Genomic DNA, 24,742 nt, shown 5'->3' with positions numbered 1-24,742 from the left:
CTTCCGCGGTTCACACTCGACAAGAACTCAACAACTAGTGAACTCAACAAGTAGGGAGTTTTGCATGAAGCGGAGACCCGGGCAAGCCCCGATCCCTTTGCCCGGCACGGCTCTTGACTTCACGACGGACATCGCATCGACGCCTCTTGTGTGCGCACGGCGCCGCGTGCAAAACTCATCATCAGTTGAGTTCAACGGGCAGTGAATTAAGTTCAAAACGAGACCATTTCCGATGCCGGAGGACATGCCGTGACGCATCCGCACGCCGCCGAAGCACTGCAAGCCACCGCCATCGCCGGCATCGCCGTCATCCTGATCGCGGGTACGGCCCTCGCGCATGCCGCACGACGCATACGCCAGCCCGCGGTGATCGGCGAGATCACCGCGGGCATCCTGCTGGGGCCCAGCCTGCTGGGACTGCTGCCCGGCGACCCGACGGACCGTCTGTTCCCGGACGAAGTACGGCCGTTACTGTCGATGGTCGCCCAGATCGGCCTGCTCCTCTTCATGTTCACCGTGGGCTGGGAGCTGGACTGGACGACGATGCGGCGCAGGAAGAGCTCCGTCGCCGGGGTGACCGCGGGCAGCATCCTCGCCCCGATGCTCCTCGGTCTCGGCGTCGCCGCGCTGATCTACCACAACCACGCGCACGTCAACGGCGAGAAGGTGCCCTTCAGTTCGTTCGCCCTCTATCTGGGCGTCAGCATGTCGATCACCGCGTTCCCGGTGCTCGCCCGCATCCTCAAGGACAACAACCTCAGCCGCACGAAGATCGGGGCGCTCGCACTGACCAGCGCGGCCTTCGGCGACGTCCTCGCCTGGTGCCTGCTGGCCGGGGTCGTCGCCATCGTCACCGCCTCCGGCCCCTCCGGATTCACCGACACCCTCTGGATGTCCGCGGGCTACGGCGCCGCGATGATCGCCGTCGTCCGCCCGCTGCTCGCCCGGGCCGTCGCCTGGACCTCCCGGCGCGGCACCGGCCTGTATCTGGCGACCCTGGTCACGGCGGGCATCCTGCTGTCCGCGTACACGACGTCGAAGATCGGCATCCACCCCATCTTCGGCGCCTTCGCCTTCGGTCTGGTCATGCCCCGCAGGCCCACGGCGCTGCTGGAGGAGAAGATGCTCCGCCCCATCCAGCACGCCGGTGAACTCATGCTGCCCGTCTACTTCATCGTCACCGGACTCTCCGTCGACGTCGCCGGCATGTCGCTCACCGCCTGGGGCGAGCTCGGTCTCATCCTCGCCGCCGCCATCGTCGGCAAACTGTTCGGCGCCGGACTCCCCGCCAAGTCCTTCGGGCTCACCTGGCGGGAGTCGACGGGCGTCGGCGTCCTGATGAACACCCGCGGCCTGACCGAACTGATCATCCTCGGCGTCGGGCTCAGCCTGGGCGTGCTCGACCAGACCCTGTTCACCGAGATGGTCCTGATGGCGCTGATCACCACGGCCATGACCGGTCCCCTCCTCCCCTTCGTCCTCCCCCGTTCCCGGATGGACCTCGTCGCCGGCCCGGCCAAGGCCTCCCCGCTGGTCCGGATCCCCGGTCCGGTCGACGAGCAGGCATCCGACCTGGCCGGATGACCGGGCGCGGCCCGGATCACCGGGCCGTCCCGCCGGCCGGGCTCCGCGCGCCCGGTTCCCGGGCGGGTCCGCCCTGCCCGCGCCCGGCCCTGCCCGCGGACCGGCGCCCGCCCGTCCCCGGAGCCGACGGCCGGCACGGCCGCGACGCGCGACACCACCCCCCTTCGTCGCTCGGCACCCGCAGGAGAGGCGACGCACAGACAAGGAGATGGCCCAGGTGCACCCCGTCATCAGCACTCTTTCCCGCGTCTTCGACATGCCGTCGGAGTTCATCGGCGACGAGATGCAGCTCCGCGCCGTGGCCAGCTGGGACGATCTCACCGCAGTGGAACTCCAGGTCCACCTGGAACACGAGCTGGGCACCACCCTCGACGACCACCTCATCGAACACATCGACTCGGTGGGCCAGTTGCGCGCCTTCTACGACGAACGGCTCGCCGAACTCTCGTACGTCAAGGCCCCGTCGGACGCCTCCGCCATCGCACCCGCCCTGCCCGGCCCCGTGCCGCCCGCCGTCGTGCAGGAGCTCACCGACATCTCCGACGTGGTCGTCGGCGAGACGGGCATCTCCGAGGTCGATCCGGTCCGCGGCAGACTCGCCTACCGGGGCTATCCCATCGAGGAACTGATCGGCCGGGTCACCTTCGAGGAGGTCGTGCACCTGCTGATCCGCGGCTGGCTGCCGGACGCCGAGGAACTGAGCGCCTTCAGGGCCCGGCTCGCCGCCGCCCGTGAGCTGCCGCCCATGGTCGCCACGAACCTGGTGCTCAACGCCAGCTCCAGCACCTCGTCGGTGCTGCGCACCGCGGTCCCCGCGCTGGGCGTCGCCGCGGAGGCGAACGCCGACCCGGCCGCCCACATCGACCTGCGCGAGCGCCTGGTCGCCCGCATTCCGACGATCTTCGCGACCCAGCAGGCGGCCCGCGCCGGACGGCGGCTGCCGAAACCGGCGCCGGAGCTGTCGCACGCCGAGAACATCCTCTACATGCTCGGGCTGCCGCACGACCCGGAGCGGGTACGGCTGGTCGACCTCTGCCTGATCCTCCAGGCCGAACACGGCTGCAACGCCTCGGCGTTCGCCGCCCGTGTCGCGGCCGGCACCGGCGCCGACACGTTCGCGACCATCACCGTCGCGCTCGCCACGTTCACCGGGCCGCTGCACGGCGGCGCCGCCCACCAGGTGATCGACCTGGCCCGCGAGGACGGCAGCCCGGACACCGCCGCCGCGTATCTGCGCGGGCGGGCCGACCAGGCGTCCGCCACCCGAACCCGGCCCGTGGCGCCCGCCGAGGAGGACCCCCGGGTCAGGCCGCTGCGCGACGCCGCCCGGCGCTTCAACGCGGGCCCCGGCAGCGACCGCCTCCTGCGGGTGCTGGACGCCGTACGGGCCGCGGCCCACCCGTCCAAGGGGCCCCGCCCCTATCTGACCGTCGACTGCTACGCGGCCGCGATCTACCACCTGCTGGGCATGCCTTCCGACCTGTTCGTGCCGATGTTCGCGGCGGCCCGGGTGCCCGGCTGGCTCGCCCACGTCGAGGAGCAGCGCGCCCGCCAGGGACGCATCCATCCACGGCTGCGCTACGTGGGCCCGCGCAACCTGCGCCACTCCCCCGAGCAGAACTGACCAGCATCCGATGAGGGAGGGCGCCCCCTTCCCCGTACCCCAGGAGCAGATGTGGAGTTCGGCTGGAACGAGGGCCAACAGGCCCGCTACGACGAGGTACTGGAGGCGACGCGGGCGGCCTTCCCCGCGCCGCCCGGCGCGGGCCACGGCCTCTACACCCGCAAGGACTGGCTCCGGCTCGGCGAGATCGGCATGCTCGGGTCCTGCCTGCCCGAGGAGTTCGGCGGGCAGGGGCTCGGCGCGCTCGACACCGCTCGCGTCGTCGAGGCCGTGGGACGCGGCTGCGCGGACACCGGCCTGGTGTTCGGTGCGGCGGCGCACACCTTCGCCTGCGCCGTACCGATCGAGCGGTTCGGCAGCGACGCCGTACGCCGCCGGCTGCTGCCCGAACTGGCCGCGGGCCGGCTGATCGCGGGCAACGCGATGACGGAGCCGGAGGCCGGATCCGACTCCTCGCGGCTCGCGATGACCGCGACCCCCACCGACGGCGGGTTCGTCCTCAACGGCACGAAGAGCTTCGTCTCCAACGGACCGGCCGCCGACGTGTTCGTCACGTACGCGACGGTCAACCCCAAGGCCGGCTTCCTCGGCGTCACGGGTCTGGTCGTCGACCGGGACACGCCTGGCGTCGTCGTCGGCAAGCCCTACGAGAAGATGGGCATGCACTCCTGCCCCGCCGGAGCGGTCACCTTCGAGGACTGCTTCGTGCCCGAGGAACAGGTGCTCGGCGGCGCCGGTGCCGGCGCGGCGATCTTCCAGCACTCCATGGGCTGGGAACGCGCCTGCCTCTTCGCCCTGTACATCGGCCTGCTCGACCGGCTCCTCGACCAGTGCGTCACGCACGCCCGCGAACGCCGTCAGTTCGGCCGCAGGATCGGCGACTTCCAGTCGGTGTCCAACCGGATCGCCGACATGAAGGTGCGCCTGGAGAGCGCCCGGCTGCTGCTGTACCGCGCCTGCTGGTCGATGGACCGGAAGGACCCGTCCGTGCTGCACATCGCCCTGTCGAAGCTGGCCGTGTCCGAAGGCGTCCTGGCCTCCGCCGCCGACGCGGTCCGGGTCTTCGGCGGCCGCGGCTATCTGCGCGAGGACGGCATCGAGGCCGCGCTGCGCGACGCCGTGCCCAGCACGATCTTCTCCGGAACCTCGGACATCCAGCGTCAGTTGATAGCGAAGGAGATAGGACTGTGAGGCTCCACCAGCTCGTCATCGACTCGGCCCGGCGCGCCCCGGACGCCCCGGCCGTGCGCTCCTCCCAGGGGGTGTTCAGCTACCGCGAGCTGGACGACCTCGCCGACCGGTACGCGGCGGCACTGCACCGTCGCGGGGTACGCCCCGGCGACCGCGTCGTGCTGTGGACCCACAAGACCCTCGACGCCATCGCCCTCATGCAGGGCGCGCTGCGCATCGGCGCGATCTACGCGCCGGTCAGCGCCAACAACCCGGCCGCCCGGGTCCGGCGGATCGCGGAGGGCTGCACCCCGGCCCTGGTGGTGGCCGACGCGGACGGGATCCGCCGCGCGGCGGACACCGGCTGGGACGAGGCCCTGCCGATCGCCTCCTTCGCCGAGGTGCGTGCGGAGGCACCGCCCGAGGAAGCTCCGCCGCCGTACGAGAACGAACCCGACGAGCCCGCGTACATCCTCTACACCTCGGGCTCCACCGGCGACCCCAAGGGCGTCTGCATCAGCCACCGCAACGCCCTCGCGTTCGTCGAATGGGCCGCCGGCGAGGTCGGCGTGACCGCGGATGACCGGCTCTCCAACCACGCGCCGTTCAACTTCGACCTGTCGGTCTTCGACCTGTACGCCACCTTCCTGGCCGGCGCGTCCGTGGTCCTGGTGCCCGAGGGCCTCGCCTACGACCCGGCCCAGCTCGGCGCGCTGCTGCGCCGCGAGCGGATCACCGTCTGGTACTCCGTGCCGTCCGCGCTCGTCCTGATGATGCAGCGCGGCGAACTGCTCACCGGCGAGCCGCCGCAGGATCTGCGGGTGTGCGTCTTCGCCGGGGAGCCGTTCCCGATCCAGCAGGTCCACGAGCTGCGCAAGGCGTGGCCGGACGTGCGGATGCTGAACTGGTACGGGCCGACCGAGACGAACGTCTGCACCAGTTACGAGGTCACCGACCGCGACCTGGGCAGCACCCGTCCGCTGCCCATCGGCACCGCCGTCAGCGGCGACCGTATCCGGATCCATCCGCCGCGCGAGCGTGAGGGCGAGATCGTGGTCAGCGGCCCCACGGTCATGCTCGGCTACTGGGGCCAGGAGCCGCAGAAGGGCCCGTACTTCACCGGCGACATCGGCCGGATGGGGCCCGACGGCATGCTGGAGTACGTGGGCCGCCGCGACCACATGGTCAAGGTGCGCGGGCATCGCATCGAGCTCGGCGACATCGAGGCCGTCGTCGCCGCCAACCCCAAGGTCGCCACCGCGGCGTGCGTCGTGGTGGGCGAGGGCCTGGACGCGAAGATCCACGCGGTGGTGGTGGCGGAGGGGCCGCAGGGACCCGGCCTGCTGGAGATCAAGCGCGACTGCGCCGACCGGCTGCCGCTGTACATGGTGGTCGACGCCGTGCACTGCCTGCCCGAACTCCCCCTGACCGGCAATGGCAAGACGGACCGTCAGGCACTGCTCAGGCAGATCACCTCGCTCGACGCCCGGTGATCCCCGATGCCCGACGCACGGCACCGTCCGACGACCGCCACCCGGTGAACCCCGATGAGCTCCGCGGCCCTGACCCGCCTCGGCCTCAGAGACGAGGACCTGCCCATGTCTGAACGACTCAGCACTTCCGATCCCCTGCCGGACCAGGTGGACCTGCACACCTTCCGTTCGGTGATGGGCTCACTGCCGACCGGGGTGAGCGTCGTCACCAGCCTCACCGCCGACGGCGAACCGCGCGGTCTGACCTGCAGCGCGGTCTGCAGCGTGTCGGCCTCGCCGCCGCTGCTCCTGGTCTGTGTGAAACAGCCCAGCGCGACCCTCCAGGCGATCCACGACAGCTCGGTGTTCGCGGTGAACTTCCTGTCCGCGGGCATGACCGAGACGGCCCGCACCTTCGCGTCACCGGTGCCCGAGCGGTTCGAGGGCGTCGGGTGGACGCCGGGCAAACGCACCGAGGCGCCGGTGCTCGACGACACCGTGGCGTTCGCCGAGTGCATTCTGACGAGCAGTCATCTGGCGGGCGACCACCAGGTGCTGATCGGCCGCCTGGTGCACGGCGACGTCTCGGCCACGCACACGCCGCTGACGTACTGGCGGGCCCAGTTCTCCGAACTCCAGGCCCACTCCGCCGCCTGAACCGGCTCCTTCCACCGCCGCCGGCCCTCCCCCCGCACAGCGGGGCGAGGGCCGGCGGCGTGCCGTGCGGCGGCCGTGTCCCGCCACGTCGTCCGGCCGTCGCCTCGGGGTCTCGTCGGCCCGGCCTATGTGGCCCCCCGGCGGCCGAAGGCCCGGCGGAGCACACCACCGCCCCCGGGCGGCGGGCACCCGGGGGCGGTCCGGCCGTCAGTGCGTCGTGCCGGTGCGCGGCAGGGTCCGCAGCACACCCGCGACGTACGCGTGGAACGCCGGGTCGTCGAGGATGAAGTGATTGCCGGGCAGCCACTCGATGGCGACGTCACCGGCCCCGTGGTGCTCCCAGTCGCGCAGTCCCGCGTCGTCGACCATCGGATCGTCGACGCCCGCGCACACCCACAGCGGGCACTCGAGCGGCGGTCCGGGCAGGGGTGTGTACGTCTCCGAGATGGTGAAGTCGGCGCGCAGCACCGGTGTGAACAGCTTGATCAGCTCGGGGTGCTCGAAGAGCTGCGGCGGGGTTCCGCCGAGTCGGCGTACGGATTCCAGGAAGGCCGGGGCCGACAGTGTGTGCAGATCGGGCAGGATGCGCCGGGCCGTGGGGCCGTTGCGGCCGACCACGACGACTCCGGCCGGGGGGCGGCCCAGGGCGCTCCAGTAGCGGCCCGCCTCGTAGGCGAACGCCGCGCCCATGCTGTGCCCGAGGAGCACGTACTGCCCGGTGGTGTGCGGTGCGGAGCTGCGGATGAGGTCCTCGAAGACCGCGCCGAAGTCGTCGCGCACCGGTTCGGCCATCCGGCCGCCGTGGCCGGGCAGTTCCAGCAGGGCCGTCCGCGCCGCCCGCGGCAGCGCCGCCTCCAGGCCGGCGAAGGCCCGTGCGGCGCCGCCGGCGTGCGGCAGGCACAGCAGTGTGGGGAGGTCCTGGGTGGCGTCCTCGGCCACGGCGCCGGTGTCCGGGCCGGGGGTGCTCAGCTGCGGCATGACGGGGTCTCCTTCGTGGGGTGGGAGCCGGTGGCCGGACGCGGCCGGTCACCGGACTCCGAAGGGCTCGCCGGCCGCGAGGGCCAGGCGCGCACTGCGGGCTCCGGAGCTCCGGGCGGCGCCGCGGACGCGGACCGGGCGGCCCCGCCCGAGGAACCGTGCGCAGAGCGGGCGCCGGCCGAGGAGGCAGGCAGGGATCGGGCGCCGGCCCCCGGAGGACCCGGCCGGAAAGGGGGGCGGGGCCGCTCGCCCGGTTCGAGGGCGAAGAGCCGGACGGTCCTGCCTCCGCCCGCCACGGCCACGGCGGCCCTGAACTCGGAGCCCACGTCGACGAGCCGGAGGTTCCACACACGTGCGGCGGAGCCGGGCGCGGCGTGCACCCGGACGGGTCCCTCGCGCCGTGCGCCCGGGTCGACCCGTACGGCGGTGAGATCGCCCGCCAGCCCGCTGCCGAGGGCCTTGAGGACGGCTTCCTTGCACGCCCAGTGGGTGAACAGACCACTGTTCAGGGGGCCTTCGCGGTCGGCGGGCCAGCGCTCGGCCTCCTCGTCGCAGAGCACCTGACGGCGCAGTCCGGCGGGGTCCCGGAGCGGTCTGATCCGTTCGACGTCGACGCCGACGGGGCCGTCGCGGCTGACCGCCACCAGGGACACGCCTTCGGTGTGCGCCAGGCTGACCCGCAGGCCCGGGTCGCCGGCCACATGGGGCTTGCCCAGCCGGCCCCGCACGAAGGCGACCTCGGACGGATACCGGCCCGCGTAGGCGGCGGTCACCGAGCGCAGCGCGGCGTGCGCCGAGGCGTGGAGCGCGCGTTGCGAGGGCACCATCGTGCGCCAGCGTCGCAACTCCTTGCGCGAGAGCAGGGCCAGACAGCGCCAGAGCGCCTTCTCGTCCCCGGGGCCGGGCTCCCGCACCGCCCAGACATGGACTTCTCCGGCGGGCGGTCCGAGCCTGCGCGCGGTCGTGGTCCGGGTCATCAGTTGGGTCATCGCATCTCCAACCAGTCGGTCATCACTGTCCGTTGGCCTCTTGACGATGAACTCAACACTAGTAGAGTTCACCAGGAAATGACATCATCAGGTGTTGAAATCAACGGGCGTTGAACTCCATTGGGTCCCCCGTTGAACCCCGGCGGGACCACCCGCCCCTCAACGCATCTCCAGGAGGTACGGCGTGGCCAGTGACCGCGACGAACTGATCGACCAGCTCACCGAGTTCATCCAGGAGCGGCTGCTCGCGGAGCCCGACGCCAAGGGCATCGCCCCGGACACCCCGCTGCTCGAGTGGGGCATCCTCACCTCGATCAACACCGCTCAGCTGCTCACCTTCATCCGGGACGAGCTGGGGACGAACATCCCGCCGACCGAGCTGACCGGCACGAACTTCCAGAACCTGGACAGCATCACGGACCTGCTGCTGTCCCTGCGCACGCCCGCTCACTGATCCAGGGCCTGCCCGACGGGCCCTCGCGGCCACGGCACAGCGCCACCCACCCGAATTCGCGACAGGAGATCACGTTGTCCGAGACATCGGCGAACTACGACTACGACATCGGCATCATCGGCGGCGGGCCGGCCGGCTCCACCGTCGCCTCCTACCTCGCCAAGGAGGGGCTGTCCGTGGTGGTCTTCGAATCGGAGACCTTTCCGCGCGACCACGTCGGCGAGTCGCTGGTCCCGGCCACGACTCCGGTGCTCATCGAGACCGGCGCCATGGAGAAGGTCGAGGCCGCGGGCTTCCCCAAGAAGTACGGTGCCGCCTGGACCTCCGCGGAGGACCGGGACATCGACCACATGGGCTTCCAGGGCCTGGACCACGACTTCCGCGCCGCCGAGGTCCTGTTCAGCGAGCGGGACCAGGCGGGCGTGGACCGGGACCACACCTTCCACGTGGACCGCAGCAAGTTCGACCAGATCCTGCTCCAGCACGCGGAGAGCCTGGGCGCGAAGGTCTACCACGGCGTACGCGTGAACCGGGTCGACTTCACCGACCGGGACCGCCCCGTCATCCAGGCGAAGGTCGGCAGCCAGCCGGTCGGCGTCCCCGTCCGCATGGTCATCGACGCGAGCGGCCGGCGCACCATGATGGGCAGCCAGCTCAAGGTCAAGGAGCCGGACCCGGTCTTCAACCAGTACGCGGTGCACACCTGGTTCGACGACTTCGACCGCAAGGCCCTCGCGGTCAACAAGGACCAGGCGGACTACATCTTCATCCACTTCCTCCCGCTGGAGGACACCTGGGTCTGGCAGATCCCGATCACCGACACCATCACGTCCATAGGTGTCGTGACCCAGAAGGCCCGGTTCAAGGAGGCCAAGAACGACCTGGAGACCTTCTTCTGGGACACCATCGGGAGCCGTCCCGCCCTCCAGGACGCGCTGAAGAACGCCAAGCGGGTCAAGGAGTTCAAGGCCGAGGGCGACTACAGCTACGCGCTCACCAAGATCGCCGACGACTCCCTCGTGATGATCGGCGACGCGGCCCGGTTCGTCGACCCGATCTTCTCCAGCGGTGTCAGCGTCGCGCTCAACAGCGCCCGCCTCGCCGCCGCCGACATCATCGCGGCGCACAAGGCCGGCGACTTCCGCAAGGAGCGCTTCGACGGCTACGTCAACACGCTCCGCGGCGCGGTCAACAACTGGTACGAGTTCATCTCGATCTACTACCGCCTCAACATCCTCTTCACGGCGTTCGTCCAGGACCCGCGCTACCGCCTCGACGTCCTCAAGATGCTCCAGGGCGACGTGTACGACGGCGAGCCCAAGGCCCTCGCCGCGATGCGGGAGATCGTCGAGGCCGTCGAGAACGACCCCACGCACCTCTGGCACAAGTACCTGGGGACGCTCAAGGCGCCGTCCGCGGCGGCCAAGTTCTAAGGGCCTCGGGGACGTCCCGGCGCACACCGGGCACCAGGGAGCCGCACCGGCACCTCCCCGCCGGCGCTCCACGGGTCCGCCGGGTCCGGTACCGGCGGACCCGGGCCCGACCGGCCCCGTCCCGGCCGGCAGGCACCACGGCAGCCGACCGCTGCCGGGCACGACCCGGGTGGCGTGGACGCCCCTCCCGCCACCCGGCCCCGGACCTCGTCCGCACCCACTGTCCGCCGCACTCCCGGAGGGGGATCAGCCATGCCCGCCCGCAACGGAATCACCACCGATCCGGCCATAGCCCTTGTCGGCATCGGGTGCCGTTACCCGGGCGGGGTGGACGGTCCCGAGGCCTTCTGGCACGTCCTGCGGGACGGCGTCGACGTCATCGGGGAGATCCCGCCCGAACGCTGGGGACCCGAGTACATCAGTGAGGACGGGTCCGCGCCGGGCACCGGCTACTGCCGCTACGCGGGAGTGCTGCCGGGGCTCGACCGGTTCGACGCCGACTTCTTCGGCATCTCGTTCCGCGAGGCACGCGAGATGGACCCGCAACAGCGGCTCCTGCTCGAAGTCTCCTGGGAGGCCCTGGAGCACGCGGGGCTCACCAAGCCGCAGCTCGCCGGCTCCCGCACCGGCGTCTTCTTCGGCATGCTCGGCATGGACTACACGCTGCTGCACTCCAAGACGCGCGGTGTGAAGGCCATCGACCCGTACTACGCGAGCGGCAAGGAGTTCAGCTTCGCGCCGGGCCGCGTCGCCTACACGCTGGGGCTGCACGGGCCGGCGCTCGCCGTGAACACCGCCTGCTCCTCGTCCCTGGTGGCCGTGCACCTGGCCTGCCGGGCGCTCGCGAGCGGCGAGGCGGACACGGCGCTCGCCGGCGGTGTGAACGTCCTCGCCGCCCCCGAACTGTCCATCTTCATGAGCAAGGTGCAGGCCCTGTCGCCCACCGGACGGTGCAAGCCGTTCGCCGCCGACGCGGACGGCATCGTCCGCGGCGAGGGCTGCGGCGTCGTCGTGCTCAAGCGGCTCGACGACGCCCTCGCCGACGGCGACCGGGTGCTCGCGGTCATCCGGGGCAGCGCCTTCAACCACGACGGCCGCAGCGCCGGCCTGACCGTGCCCAACGCCTCCGCGCAGGAGGCGCTGCTGCGGGAGGCGCTGCTGCGCGCGGACGCCACCCCGGACGAGGTCGCCTTCGTCGAGGCCCACGGCACGGGCACACCGCTCGGCGACCCGATCGAGGCCTTCGCCCTGTCCGAGGTGTTCGGGCCCGGCCGCGACCCCGCCCGCAAGCTCCACATCGGCTCGCACAAGGCCAACTTCGGGCACACCGACGCGGCCGCCGGAGTGGCCGCGCTGATCAAGACCGTACTGACCGCGCGGCACCGGGTGATACCACCGCAGCTGCACCTCGGCACGCCCAACCCCGCCATCCCGTGGAACGACGGCCCGCTGAGCGTCTGCGCCGAGGCCCGGCCGCTGGACGAGGACGCGGGCACGCTGTTCGGCGTGAGCGCCTTCGGCCTCAGCGGCACCAACGCCCACCTGCTGCTGTCCGCGCCCCCGGCCCCCGAACCCGAGCCCGCCGCTCCCCCGCAGGACGGCCCCCGGGTGCTGCTGCTCTCCGGCTCCACGGAGACCGCCCTCCAGACACGCGCACGGGACCTCGCCGAGACCCTCGACGGTCCGCGGCCGCTGGCCGACGTGCTGCACACCGCGGCCGTGCGCCGCACCCACCACGAGGCACGGGCCACCGTGGTCGGCGCGGACGCGCACGAGCTGCGCGCCTCGCTGCTCGACCTGGCCCAGGGCACCCCGGACGAGCGCACCGTCACCGGCACCGCCGAGCCCCGGCGACGCCACCACACCGTGTTCGTCTTCTCCGGGCAGGGCTCGCAGTGGCGCGGCATGGGCCTGGACCTGTGGGACCGCGATCCGGTCGCCGCGGCGGCTCTGGAACGCGGCGACGCCGTCCTGCGCGAGCTGGGGCTGCCCGGCCTGCGCCGGCTGCTCGGCGACAGCGACCTCTCCGCCACCGAGCTCGCTCAACCCGCCGTCGTGGCGGTTCAGTTGGCGCTGGCCGAGGTGTGGCGCTCACGCGGCGTGGAACCGACCAAGGTCGTCGGGCACAGCCTCGGCGAGATCTCGGCCGCCTGTTTCACCGGCGCTCTCGACCTGCCCACGGCGCTCGACCTGGCCGTGCGGCGCGGGCGCATCATGGCCGCCGCCGCGGGCACCGGGCGGATGCTCGCGGTGGCACTCTCCGAGGAGGAGGCGGCCGAGGCCGCCGCCGGGACCGGCCGCGCGGTCACGGTCGCCACGGTCAACGGACCGGGCGCCACCGTGCTCGCCGGTTCCGAGGACGATCTGACGGCGATCGCCTCGCTGCTGCGCGAACGGTCCGTCCCGGCCCGCTTCGTGCCCGGCGACTACGCGTTCCACAGCCCGGCCATGGCGCCGTTCGCGGAGGAACTGCGCGCCGAACTGGGCGACTTGACGGCCGACCGGCCCGAGGCGTTCGTGTCCACCGTGTGGCCCGACGAACCCCCGGCCACGCTGGACGCGGCCTACTGGGCCGCCAACGTGCTCCGCCCCGTCCGCTTCTGGCCCGCCGTGCGCACCCTCCTGAAGGACCGCGGCGCGGACTTCGTCGAGATCGGCCCGCACCCCACCCTCGTACGCCCGCTGACCGAGGCCCTCACGTCGCTGCGGCGCCAGGGCGTCGCGGTCGGTTCGCTGCGCAGGGACACCGACGGCACCGCGACGATGCTGTCCTCGCTCGCCGCCCTGCACTGCGCCGGCGCCGACGTCCGCTGGGCGGACCTCGTCCCGGGCCGGCTCACGGAGCTGCCCCGGCACCCCTGGCAGCACGAGTCGTTCTGGCTGCCCGACGTGACCCCCGGCACGCAGTACGCGCCGGCCGCGCGGCCCGACGCACAGGCCGCGCCCGCCCGGCTCGCCGTACAGCTGCTCGACCCCTCGGGCAGGCCGCTCGGGCCCGCCCGCCGACTCGACCTCGGCGGTGGGCCCGACGACGCCGCCACGGACCCGCCGGAGCCCCTCGGTTCCGGCGGCACCGCCCCGGTCGCCGCCCCCACCCCCCTCGGGGCCGACCGGGAAGCCGCCTCGTCCGTCACCGCCCCGTACCATCCCCCGGCGGGAGCGGTGGCGGACGGGACCGGAACCGGCCCGGCCACGACGGAGGCCGGGAACACCCGGGACGCCACGGCGCCCGGCCCCGCACCGGACGCGCCCGACGCGGCGAGCGCCGACCGCGAACGCAGGACCCTGATGCGGACGACGTCCGAGGTGCTCGCGGAGACCCTCGGCCAGGACCCGGGCCGGCGCATCCCGCCCCGGCGCGGCTTCGCCGACCTCGGTCTGGACTCGCTGAGCATCGTGGAGTTCGTGGACCGCCTGGGGATGCGGGTCGGCCTGGACATCCCGCTGTCGACCCCCTTCGAACGCCCCTGTCTGGACGAGCTGGTCGACCATCTGCTGCCGCAGGTGCTCGCGAAGAAGGCGCCGCGGCCGTCCTCCGCGGAGCTCACCGCGACCGGCCGGGCGCAGACCCCGCAGGCCGGCGCGCCCGCGCCCGCCGACGACCCGATCGCCGTGGTCGGCATGAGCTGCCGGTTCCCCGGCAGCCCCACGGTGCGGGACTACTGGCGGCTCCTGCTCGACGGCCGCGAGGTCATCCGCGACGTGCCCGCCGACCGCTGGGACGGCCAGGCCTTCCTGTCGGACGGGCCGTGGACGCCCGGCACGATGACCTCGCTGCGCGGCGGGTACCTCGACGACGTGCGCGGCTTCGACGCGGCGTTCTTCCGCGTCTCGCCGCGCGAGGCCCGCAGCCTCGACCCGCAGCACCGGCTCTTCCTCGAAGTGGCCTACGAGGCGCTGGAGGACGCCGGCGCGACCCGCGACCGGCTGCGCGGTTCGGCGACGGGTGTGTTCGTCGGCATGAACAGCTCGGACCACGCGCAGCACGTCGGCAGCCACCTCCAGGACGTCGACCTCTACTACGGCACCGGGAACTCCTTCGCCGGAGCGTCCGGACGGCTCTCCTACTTCCTGGGCCTGACCGGGCCGAGCATGGCCGTGGACACCGCCTGCTCGTCCTCGCTCACCGCCGTGCACCTGGCCATGCAGAGCCTGCGTCAGGGCGAGAGCGACCTCGCGGTGGCCGGTGGCGTCAACGTGATCCTCAGTCCGGTGATCCCGGTCGCGGTGTCGGCCGGCGGCGCCCTCTCCCCCAGCGGCCACTGCCGTACGTTCGACGAGGCGGCCGACGGCTATCTGCGCGGCGAGGGATCCGGCGCGGTCGTCCTGAAACGGCTGTCGACCGCCCTCGCCGACGGCGACCGGATCTACGCCGTGCTGCCCGGCAGCGCGGTGAACCAGGACGGGGCGAGCAGCGGACTGACCGTGCCGAACGGCACGGCGCAGCGCGCGCTGATCGAACAGGCCCTGAGCCAGGCGGGACTGACCGGACGCGACGTCGGCTACGCCGAGGCGCACGGCACCGGCACACCGCTCGGCGATCCCGTCGAACTGCGAGCGCTCGCCCAGGCGCTGCGCCCCGAAGGGGCCGACGGCGCCCCGCTCCTGGTCGGCTCCGCCAAGCCCAACATCGGGCATCTGGAGGCCTCGGCCGGCATGGCCGGACTCATCAAGGCGGTCCTGTCGGTGCATCACGACCGGATCGCGCCGCACATCGGGGTGAGCACCACGCCGACGCGGCAGGTCGCCTGGGAGCGGCTGGGCCTGGAGATCGCCGAGGGCATGGAGGCATGGCCCGAGGACGGCCGGCGCCGGGTCGCCGGGGTGAGCTCCTTCGGGTTCACCGGGACCAACGCGCACGTCCTGGTCGCCCAGGCACCGGCGGCCGCGGAGAGCGGCGGCGAGCCCCCGGCACGCTTCGCGCTGCCGCTGTCCGCCGCGCAGGAGGCCGCGCTGCCCGCGGCCGCGAAGCAGTACCTCGCGCTGCTGGAGCCGGGCGACGCGACCGCCCTCGCCGACCTGGCGTACACGGCGTCGGCGCGCCGCAGTCACCTCGACCACCGGGCCGTCGTCGTCGGCCGGGACGTGGTCGGTGTGCGGTCCGCGCTGCGTGCGCTGAGCAAGGGCGAGGAGCACGCCCAGGTCCTCACCGGCACGGCCGAGCTGGAGCGCTCCTGCGTGTTCGTGTTCTCCGGCTTCGGCTCCCAGTGGGCGGGCATGGGCCGCCGGCTCCTGGAGAGCGAGCCGGTGTTCCGGGACGCGGTGCTGGCCTGCGAGGAGGAGATGCGCAAGTGGATCGCCTGGTCGCCGCTGGCCTCGCTGCGCGGCGAGCCGGACAGCCGCCCCTTCGACGAAGGCATCCCGCAGGAACTCGTCTTCACCGTGCAGGTCGGCCTGGTCGCCCTGTGGCGCAGCTGGGGCGTGGTGCCCGCGGCGGTCGTCGGGCACAGCATGGGCGAGGTGGCCGCCGCCTGGGCCGCCGGGGCGCTGACCCTGGCGCAGGCCACGGAGATCCTGTGCCTGCGCTCGCGGCTCCTCGACACGCTCGTGGGCACCGGCGGTTCGATCGTCGTCGGGCTGCCCCGTGCGGAACTGGCGCCGTATCTGGTGCTGTACGAGGACAAGCTGGGCGTCGCCACGATCAACGGGCCGCGCACCACGGTCGTCGCGGGCGACGTCGACGCCCTGGAGGAGCTGGCCGAGGAACTCGCCGAGGCGAACGTGTTCGTCCGGCGGGTCAAGGTGCCGGTGGCGCCGCACTCGCCGCTGATGGAGCCGCTGCGTGAGCGGCTGGTCGCGGGGCTCGCGGATCTGGTGCCCGCCGAGGCGCGCATCCCGTTCCACTCCTCCGTCGAGGGCCGCGAGGTGGCGGGATCCGCGCTCACCGCCGAGTACTGGGGCCGCAATCTGCGCAACACCGTGCTCTTCCAGGACGCGGTGAGCGCGGTCGAGGACCCGCAGGACCGGGTGTTCGTGGAGGTGTCCCCGCATCCCGTGCTGGTCTCCGGCACCGAGGAGTCGTTGCGGGCCGCCGGTGTGGCACAGCCCGTGGTGCTGCCCTCCCTCGTCCGTGACGAGGACGAAGTGGGCACGCTGCTGGGCTCGTTGGGCACGCTGCACGCACAGGGCGTGCCGGTCGGCTGGGCGGCGTTCGCCGGCCCCGGCCGCGCGGTGGTGGACCTGCCCGGCTATCCGTGGCAGCGCAAGGAGCACTGGCTGCAGGACACGCCCGTGGACCGTGCCGGCGGCTCGGGCTCCCTCGTCGGCGCGCCGGTCCGGCCGACGACCGCGCCGTGGACGGCGCTGCTCCCGGTGACGGTCGACGGCACCCGCAGCCCGTGGCAGGTCAGCGGCGCCGGAGCCGGTACGACGGTCTCGGCGCCCGCGCTCCTGGAGGCCGCCCTCGCCGGGGCCGCGGCGACCGGCTCCCCCGCGCCGGTGCTCCACGACGTGCGGTTCGGCACGCCGCCGCGAGCGGACGAGGACGGTCGCGCCGGTCTCCAGGCCGTCGTCGACACCCGGCAGGGCACGGTCGTGCTGCGCCGGCTGTCCGGTGACGGCGAGGGCGACGGGCCCGCGCTGACGGCGTCGACCGACGGGTCGCACGCGCCCGCCCCGAGCGCTCCCGATCCGTCGGCGCTCGCCGACGACGAACCCCTCAGGGCCACGCTGGCCGAGCGTTTCCCCGCGCTCGGGGTGCGGGCGGCGGGCAGCGGCCGGGGCGGCGCGGACGTCACCGTGGAACTGGCGGACGGTGCCTCCCGGCACCGGCTGCCCGCCGAACTGCTGCGGCTGGCGCTGCACTTGATCGCGGACGGCGCCGCCGGCGACGCGCGAGGACACGGCGAACCGCTGCCCGCCGCCATCGCGGCGGTCCGGGTCCGCGCCGCCGTGGAGGGCACGGTACGGCTGCTGCGGGGTCAGGTCCGGGCCGGCTCGGGCGGGCGGCCCGAAGCCGATGTGGCCGTCCTCGACGCGGCCGGACGTACCGTCGTGGAGCTGGCCGGGCTGCGCCTGGCGGGCCCGCCGGAGCCGGCCGCGGCCGACGCGGACCGGGACCGGGTCGCCGACCTGCTGTACCGGATGGTGTGGCACCCCGCGGGCCAGCGGCCGGCCGGCCGTGACGGCGCGCAGGCCGCGCCCGCGACGCGCTGGCTGGTGTGCGGTGACACCGAGCATCTGGCGGGTGCCGTCGCCGACGGGCTGCGGGCGGCGGGCTGCGAGGTGCGCCGGGTGCGCTCCGCGGACGTACCCGGCGAAGGGGGTCTCGTCGTCGATCCCGCCGACCGGGAGGCATGGCGGACGTTTCTCGCGGTGCACGCGAACGAGGGGACCACGGGCATCTGCGACCTGTGGCCGCTGGAGGACCTCGACTCCCGGCCGGACGGGTGGCGTGTCACCACCGCGCTGACCGCCGCCCTGGCCGACGCCGAGGGGACACCGCCCCGCCTGTGGCTGGTCACCCGGCACGCCCTGCTGCCGGCCGGGCACGAGGGCTTCCCCGACGGGAACCAGGGCGCGCACGCCGGGCTCGGCCGGACCCTGGCGATGACCCGCCCCGAGGCCTGGGGCGGCCACGTCGACCTGAGCCGCGGCAGCGCGGAGGAGCTGCGGGCCCTGGTGACACGGCTGCTGTGCGCGCCGGGCGACGAGCACGTCCGCGTCGAGCACTCCTCCGTCCAGGTGGGCGCGCTGGTGCGGGCCGACGTGCCCGAGCGGCCCGGCAGGCGGCCGCTGTCCGCGGAGCGCTGGCATCTGGTGACCGGGGCGGGCGGCGCACTGGCGCCCCCGGTGGTGGACTGGCTGGTCGGTGCGGGCGCCCGGCGGATCGTGCTCGCTGACACGGAGCCCGAGCAGGCCGAGCGGCTGCCGGCCGACGAGCGGATCGCCGGGTGGCGCGCCGCGGGCGCCGAGGTCCGCACGGTCCGTACCCGCGGCGCACGCCAGGAACTGGCCTCGCTGGTGGAGGAGTTGCGTGCCGACACCGGAATCGCGGGTGTGGTGTGCGCGGCGGCTCCGGAGCTGGCCGCCCCGCTGGAGGAGACCACCGAGGCCGCGCTGCGGGCGGAGTGGAACCGCGCGGAGACGGCGGAGCTGCTGCACCGGCTCACCGCGAAGGACCCGGTGCGTCTGTTCGTCCTGCTGGGGTCCGTTCCCGGCACCTGGGGCGGCGCCGTGACGGGCGCCGCCGCGCCCTCGGACTGGTCGCTGCGGGCGCTGGCCGCGCGCCGCAGGGCCTCGGGACTGCCGGTGGCGCACGTGGAGCTGATGCCCCTCGAAGGCAGCCGGCTCCTCGACGAACGGACGACTTTACTGCTGAAGTCCAGCGGCGTCGCTCCGCTGCGGGAGCGGGACCTGGTCACCGCCCTGGACCTGCTGGTCCCGGACCACACCGTGCACGCCTGCGTGGCCGACGTGGACTGGGAGCTGTTCGGGAGCGCGCTCGCCGACGCCCCGCACCGGGAGCTGTTCCGCACCGTCCTGGGGGCGGCGCGGCAGACCGGCGGCACCGAGTTCGTGGCCGGGCTGCGGGGCCTGGATCCCGGGCAGCGCCGGGACCGGATGCTCGACTGGGTGTGCGCGCAGGTCGCCGCCGTGCTCGGGCTCGCGGAGGACGATCTCCGGGCCGACCAGGGCTTCTTCGAGCTCGGCATGGACTCGGTGATGTCGCTGACGCTGCGGCTGCGGCTGTCCCGGGAGCTGGAGACCGAGCTGTCCTCGACGGTCGCCTTCGAGCACCCGACGGCGCTGGCGCTCACCGCGCACCTGCTGGAGCAGCTCGGGCTCCCGGCCGCCGGCTCCGACGACGCGGCCGCGGCTTTGGTGGCGGTCGACGAGGACGGTGCCGAGCCCGCCGACGACCTGGACGACCTCGACGACGACGAACTGCTACGCCAGCTGGAGGCGGAGATCTCCGACTCACGGGCGCTTGGATTTGAGGAGAACTGATGACGAAGAGCCAAGCCGAGCAGCCGAGCCAGGAGGTCCTCCGCGGTCGGCTCAAGGACTCCCTCGGCACGATCCGCAGTCTGCGCGCGCGGGTTCAGGAGCTCCAGCAGCCACAGCCGCTGGCCGTGATCGGTCTGTCCTGCCGGCTGCCGGGCGGCGCGACGCCCGAGGCGTTCTGGGAGTCGCTGGCCGAGGGCCGTGACTCGACGTCCCGGTTCCCCGAGGAGCGGCACTCCGTCGCGGGCTTCTACAACCCGGACCCGGACCACCCGGGCACCGCGTACACGCTGTCGGGCAATTTCCTCGACGGTCCGGTGGACACCTTCGATCCGACCGTGTTCGGGATCTCGCCGCGGGAGGCGGCGGGCATGGACCCGCAGCAGCGGCTGGTGCTGGAACTGGCCTGGGAGGCCATGGAGAACGCCTGTCTGCCGCCGAGCGAGCTGGAGGGCAGCCGGGTCGGCGTGTTCCTCGGCGCGAGTACCAGCGACTACGTACGGATGCGGCAGCAGAAGGGCTCGATGGCGGACGTCGACGCCTACCAGCTGATCGGCGAGCCGAGCTTCCTGGCCGGACGGATCTCCTACACGTTCGGGTTCCAGGGCCCCAGCATGGTGATCGACACGGCGTGCTCGTCGTCGCTGGTGGCGCTGGAGCAGGCCGTCCTGTCACTGCGTTCGGGCGCCTGCGACATGGCGCTGGTCGGCGGCGTGAACCTGATGCTGTCGCCGTACGGATTCGTCCTGGTGAGCAAGTTGCGGGCGCTGTCGCCGGACGGACGGTGCAAGACGTTCGACGCCTCCGCCGACGGCTACGCGCGCGGTGAGGGCGGCGCGCTGTTCGTGCTGAAGCGGCTGAGCGAGGCGGAGGCCGCCGGGGACCGCGTCCTCGCGGTGGTGCGCGGCGTGGCGACGGAGCACGACGGGCGCAGCAGCGGTCTGACGGTCCCCAACCCGGCCGCGCAGCAGAACGTCATCACCTCGGCCCTGAAGGACGCCGGGGTCTCCCCCGCCGAGCTCACCTATGTCGAGGCGCACGGCACCGGCACCCAGCTGGGCGACCCGATCGAGCTCAAGGCGCTCAACGCGGTCACCAGCACCGGGCGGGCGACCGACCGTCCGCTGCTCGTCGGCTCGGTGAAGACGAACATCGGCCATCTGGAGCCGGCCGCGGGAGCGGCGGGCCTGCTGAAGGTCGTCCTCGCCCTCCAGCACGACACGCTGCCCCGGCATCTGCACCTGAACGACCCCAACCCGCAGGTCCCCTGGGACGCCATCAATCTGAAGGTGACCGCGGAGGAGACCGTCTGGCCGGACGGGCCGAGGATCGCCGGGGTGAGCAGCTTCGGAGCCAGCGGCACCAACGCGCACACCGTGCTCGCCGAGGCGCCCCGGCCCGCTCCCCGCGAGGGCACCCCGCGCGAGGTGGGGCTGCTCACGCTGAGCGCCAACAGCCCCGAGGCGCTCCGCGCGATGGCGGGCGTGTACGAGGAGCGGGTGCGGGAGGCGGACCCGCGGACCCTGTCGGACATCTGCTACTCGTCGCACATCGGACGGGCCCGGATGAAGCACGGCCTCAGCGTGACCGGCGATCGCGGTCAACTCGCCGCGGGACTGGCCGCGTTCGCCGCCGGCGAGCGGGCCGACCAGGTCACGGCGCACGGCCCGTCGGGCGCCAAGGCACGCCGGCTCGGCTGGATGTTCACCGGGCAGGGCTCGCAGTACGCCGGGATGGCCGCCTCCCTCGCCGCGGCGGAGCCGGTCTTCGCGGACGCCCTGGCCCAGGTGGTCGAGGCCCTCGACCGCCACCTGGACGAGCCGCTCGGCCCGGTCCTGTCCGACGGCGAGCGCATCAACCGGACGGGGTTCACCCAGCCCGCGCTGTTCGCCGTGGAGTACGCGCTGGCGAAGATGTGGGAGTCGTGGGGGGTGCGGCCGACCGCGCTGATCGGCCACAGCCTGGGCGAGATCACGGCGGCGTGCGTCGCCGGGGTGCACTCCCTCGACGACGCCGCGCGCCTGGTAACGGCCCGCGCCCGGCTCATGGAGGCACTGCCCGCGGGCGGTGTGATGGAGACCCTGGTCTGCGACGAGGAGACCGTGCGCGCGGCGATCGCCGAGGCGGGCCCGGTGCCTCGGGTCGCGGTGGCGGCGGTCAACGGCCCGACGGACGTGGTCCTCTCGGGCCCCGAGGACGAGGTCGCCCGGGTCGTCGAGGTGCTGGCGGGCCGGGGTGTGAAGCACCGCGGGCTCGTCGTCTCGCACGCGTTCCACTCCCCGCTGATGGCGCCGATGATCGACGAGTTCCGCAAGGTCACCGAGACGCTGACCTTCCATCAGCCCAAGTACCCGATCATCTCGAACGTGACGGGCCGCGAGTGGGGGCCCGAACAGCTGCGCCCCGCCTACTGGTCCGAGCACGTGCTGGCGCCCGTGCGCTTCTACGCGGGCGTCACCACCCTGTACGAGACGGGCTGCCGCACGTTCCTCGAACTCGGCCCGGCGCCGGTGCTCCTCGGTCTGGGGGCGCGCTGCCTGCCCGAGGACGGGGTCGGCTGGATCCCGTCGCTGCGCCGTGACCGGGAGGACGCGCACATCGTGGGCCAGGCGCTGGGCGCGCTGCACCACCGTGGTGTGCCGGTCGACTGGAACGCGGTGCACCGCGACGAGAAGCCGCGCCGCACCTCGCTGCCCAGCTACCCGTGGCAGCGCGAGCGGTACTGGTTCAACGACGACGCGCCGGGCGACGCACCGGAGTTCGCGCCCGACGACGCGCCGGGGGCGCTCTTCGAGGGCCATCTGCTGTCCGGCGCGCCCACCTTCTCGCCCCAGCTGGACGACCTGTCCGACGTGTTCGTGCAGACGGGCCCGGACGGCCGGCGGTCCGTGTCGGCGGGCGGCTTCTGCCACTGGGCGCTGGCGGGCGCGGCGAAGCTGCCCGGTGCGCAGCCCCGCCTCGTGGACCGTTTCGTGGTGGGCGAGCCGCTGCTCCTCGACGCGGAGCACCGCCCCGCCCGCATACGGGTCTACGTGCTGCCGCAGGACGACGAGGGCCGCTCGCTGTTCCTCTGCTTCTCCCGGCAGGGCGTCGACTCGGTGGAGAGCGGCAGCTGGCGCCTGCACGCCCGCGGTGTGCTGGTGCGCCGTCCCACGGACACCCGGCGCGCCGACGGCGACCTCGACGCCGTACGGGCCCGGTGCGTGCCGGTCGACCCGGCCGACATCACGGTGCCCGGCTGGGCCGAGCCGGTCCTCAACGAGGTGTACCAGGGACCCGGCGAGGTGCTCGCCGAGGTCAACCGTGCGGCCGAGGACCTGCCCCGCGGCGCCCTGCTCGACCTGACGCTGGGCCTGCTGCGCCAGTCCGAGAACGTCCCGCGGCCGGGCGGCACCCCGGTGCCCACGGCGGTGCCCGAGGGCACCCGGCGTTACGTCCACGGCTGGCTGGACCCGTCCGGGGAGGACGGTGAGCTGCGCGGCGGCCTGGAGATCCTGGGATCCGACGGCAGCGTGCTGATCATGATGCGGGACGTCCATCTGCGGTCGTCGACGCAGCCCGCGCCGGACGTGCCGCGCACGGCTCGTGAGGAGACGGTGTGGGAGCAGGTCTGGCGGCCCGCGGCTCCGGACGCGTTCGCCGAGGGGAGTCTGCGCGACGAGCGGGTGCTGCTGGTCGGTTCGGGCGGCGCGGACACCGGCCTGCTGGAAGCGGTGGCGAAGCAACTGACGCTGCGCGGCGCGGTGGTGGCGCAGGCCGAGCCGTCGGCCGAGGCGGTGCTCCAGGCGCTGGACGCGGGCCGTCCGTACGGGCATCTGGTCCTGCTGAGCGGACTGGAACTACCGCTGACCGGGTACGACGCCGAGTCCGTGGGGCAGGCGCGGGCCGCGGCGGAGCACGTCTTCCTGGCCGCCGCCCGGCAGCTCGCCCTCGACGAGGCGGCCACGCGGCTGTGGGTGGTGACGCGCGGCGCCCAGTGGACCGGCACCGGGCAGCACGAGATCTGTCTGCCGGCGGCTCCGCTGTGGGGTCTGGGCAAGGTGGCCGCGCTCGAACACCCGGAGCTGTGGGGCGGGCTGCTCGACCTGGATCCGGCCGGAGAGGCGGACGAGGCGGAGCGGATCGCGGACCTGGTGGCGACCCGCAGCGCCGAGGATCTGACGGCCTGGCGCGGCGGCACCGTGCTGGTGCCCCGGCTGGTGGCGGCCGGCTCGGGCGACGAGGACACACCCCGGCCGGCCCCGCAGCTGAGCGACCTCGGGAGCTATCTCGTCACCGGCGGACTCGGCAGCCTCGGCCTGCTGATGGGTGAGTGGCTGGCCCGCAACGGCGCGGGCACGGTCGTGCTGGCCGGACGGTCGGGCCTGCCGGACCGCGCGGCCTGGGACGACCCGCAGCACGACGACACCACCGCGTCCCGGATCGCCGGGGTGCGCCGTATCGAGGCCCAGGGCGCCGACGTACGGGTGGTGGCGCTGGACGCCGCCGACGAGACGGCGCTGCGCTCACTGACCGACCAACTCGGCCTGGCAGGACGCCCGTTGCGAGGTGTGGTGCACGCGGCGGGCCTGTCGGAGCCGCAGTTCCTGCGGGAGAGCGACCCGGACACCTACGACCGCTGCCTGCACGCGAAGGTGGACGGCACCTGGGCGCTGCACAACGCCACCGTCGACCAGGACCTGGACCTGTTCGTCTCCTTCTCCTCTATCGCCTCGGTGTGGGGCTCGCAGCACCTGGCGGGGTACTCCGCCGCCAACGCCTTCCTCGACTCCTTCGCCCACTTCCGGCAGCTGCGGGGACTGGCCGCCACGACGGTGAGCTGGGGGCCGTGGGCCGCCAGGTCCGGGCTCGCGGACGACTCGGTGATGGCGTTCCTGCGCTCCATCGGGTTGCACCAGCTCAACCCCGACCACGCGCTGGAGCTGCTCGGCGAGGCCGTGGTCGACGGCGTCGCGCACCGCACCGTGTGCGCCGCGGACTGGACGCTGTTCCGCGACCTGATGGAGGCGCGCCGGGAGCGGCCCATGCTCAGCGAGGTCCGCAGCGCGCCCGCCGCGGGCCGGGCGGACGACTCCGGACTCGGGCCGCTGACCGCGCGGTTGATCGGTCTGAGCCGTACCGAGCGGCTGGCCGGGCTCAACGAGTACATCCGCGTGCAGCTGTCGGAGATCCTGCGCCTGGAGCTCGACACCCTCACCGAGGACACCCGGCTCGCCGACATGGGCCTGGACAGCCTCATGGTGATGGAGCTGATCAGCCGGTGCCGCGACGACCTGGGTCTGGAGATCAACAGCCGCGACTTCTTCGCCTGCCCCGGCATCCACTGGGGCTCCTTCCTCCACGAGCTGATCGAGGAGAAGTACCCGGCCGGCAGCCGGCCGACGGACCCGGCATGACACCCCTGGGTCCGGGGCGCGCGGCACGTGCCGCGCGCC

Annotated in this window: 11 protein-coding genes; 9 read left to right on the top strand and 2 right to left on the bottom strand. The window is 73.4% G+C overall.

What is annotated here, in order from left to right; all coding sequences use genetic code 11:
* Positions 1–249: 249 nt before the first annotated feature.
* The 5 genes from ACSYGO_RS35765 (at position 250) to ACSYGO_RS35745 (ending at position 6,507) form a co-directional block, all read left to right on the top strand.
* The gene (locus tag ACSYGO_RS35765; RefSeq protein WP_426681994.1) at positions 250–1,584 is read left to right on the top strand and encodes a cation:proton antiporter; all 1,335 of its coding nucleotides are present in this window, start codon (positions 250–252) and stop codon (positions 1,582–1,584) included.
* A 208-nt stretch (positions 1,585–1,792) separates the two neighbouring features.
* Entirely contained in the window at positions 1,793–3,208 is a 1,416-nt protein-coding gene (locus ACSYGO_RS35760; RefSeq protein ID WP_460389077.1) for a citrate/2-methylcitrate synthase, read from the top strand.
* Positions 3,209–3,259: 51 nt separating this feature from the next.
* Positions 3,260–4,399, top strand: coding sequence for an acyl-CoA dehydrogenase family protein (locus tag ACSYGO_RS35755; RefSeq protein ID WP_460389075.1), 1,140 nt, complete (start codon positions 3,260–3,262; stop codon positions 4,397–4,399).
* A complete protein-coding gene (locus ACSYGO_RS35750) occupies positions 4,396–5,871 on the top strand; it encodes an amino acid adenylation domain-containing protein (protein ID WP_460389073.1) in 1,476 nt (491 codons plus the stop codon). The genes ACSYGO_RS35755 and ACSYGO_RS35750 overlap by 4 nt, the downstream gene beginning before the upstream one ends.
* Before the next feature lie 105 nt (positions 5,872–5,976).
* Positions 5,977–6,507 (top strand): flavin reductase family protein, encoded by a 531-nt coding sequence (locus tag ACSYGO_RS35745; protein ID WP_345649461.1) that lies wholly within the window; start codon positions 5,977–5,979, stop codon positions 6,505–6,507.
* 207 nt (positions 6,508–6,714) lie between these two features.
* Here the strand turns inward: ACSYGO_RS35745 and ACSYGO_RS35740 are convergent, their stop codons facing one another.
* Together ACSYGO_RS35740 and ACSYGO_RS35735 are read right to left on the bottom strand one after the other, a co-directional pair.
* The gene (locus ACSYGO_RS35740; RefSeq protein WP_432188390.1) at positions 6,715–7,485 is read right to left on the bottom strand and encodes a thioesterase II family protein; all 771 of its coding nucleotides are present in this window, start codon (positions 7,483–7,485) and stop codon (positions 6,715–6,717) included.
* Positions 7,473–8,474, bottom strand: a complete 1,002-nt coding sequence (locus tag ACSYGO_RS35735) for a 4'-phosphopantetheinyl transferase family protein (protein ID WP_460389071.1) — start codon at positions 8,472–8,474, stop codon at positions 7,473–7,475. The genes ACSYGO_RS35740 and ACSYGO_RS35735 overlap by 13 nt, the downstream gene beginning before the upstream one ends.
* A 184-nt stretch (positions 8,475–8,658) precedes the next feature.
* Here ACSYGO_RS35735 and ACSYGO_RS35730 point away from each other — a divergent pair, with 184 nt between their 5' ends.
* The 4 genes from ACSYGO_RS35730 (at position 8,659) to ACSYGO_RS35715 (ending at position 24,703) form a co-directional block, all read left to right on the top strand.
* Entirely contained in the window at positions 8,659–8,928 is a 270-nt protein-coding gene (locus tag ACSYGO_RS35730) for an acyl carrier protein (RefSeq protein ID WP_426682000.1), read from the top strand.
* A 74-nt stretch (positions 8,929–9,002) separates the two neighbouring features.
* Positions 9,003–10,361: an NAD(P)/FAD-dependent oxidoreductase gene (locus ACSYGO_RS35725; protein ID WP_426682001.1), complete on the top strand. Its 1,359-nt coding sequence runs from the start codon at positions 9,003–9,005 to the stop codon at positions 10,359–10,361.
* 252 nt (positions 10,362–10,613) lie between these two features.
* The gene (locus ACSYGO_RS35720; RefSeq protein ID WP_460389068.1) at positions 10,614–19,310 is read left to right on the top strand and encodes a type I polyketide synthase; all 8,697 of its coding nucleotides are present in this window, start codon (positions 10,614–10,616) and stop codon (positions 19,308–19,310) included.
* Entirely contained in the window at positions 19,310–24,703 is a 5,394-nt protein-coding gene (locus ACSYGO_RS35715) for an SDR family NAD(P)-dependent oxidoreductase (RefSeq protein WP_460389066.1), read from the top strand. The genes ACSYGO_RS35720 and ACSYGO_RS35715 overlap by 1 nt, the downstream gene beginning before the upstream one ends.
* The last annotated feature ends 39 nt before the right edge of the window (positions 24,704–24,742 follow it).

The organism is Streptomyces krungchingensis (genome assembly GCF_054729265.1).
Note: the sequence above shows the minus strand (reverse complement) of the source record. Positions and strands in the feature narration are given on the sequence as shown.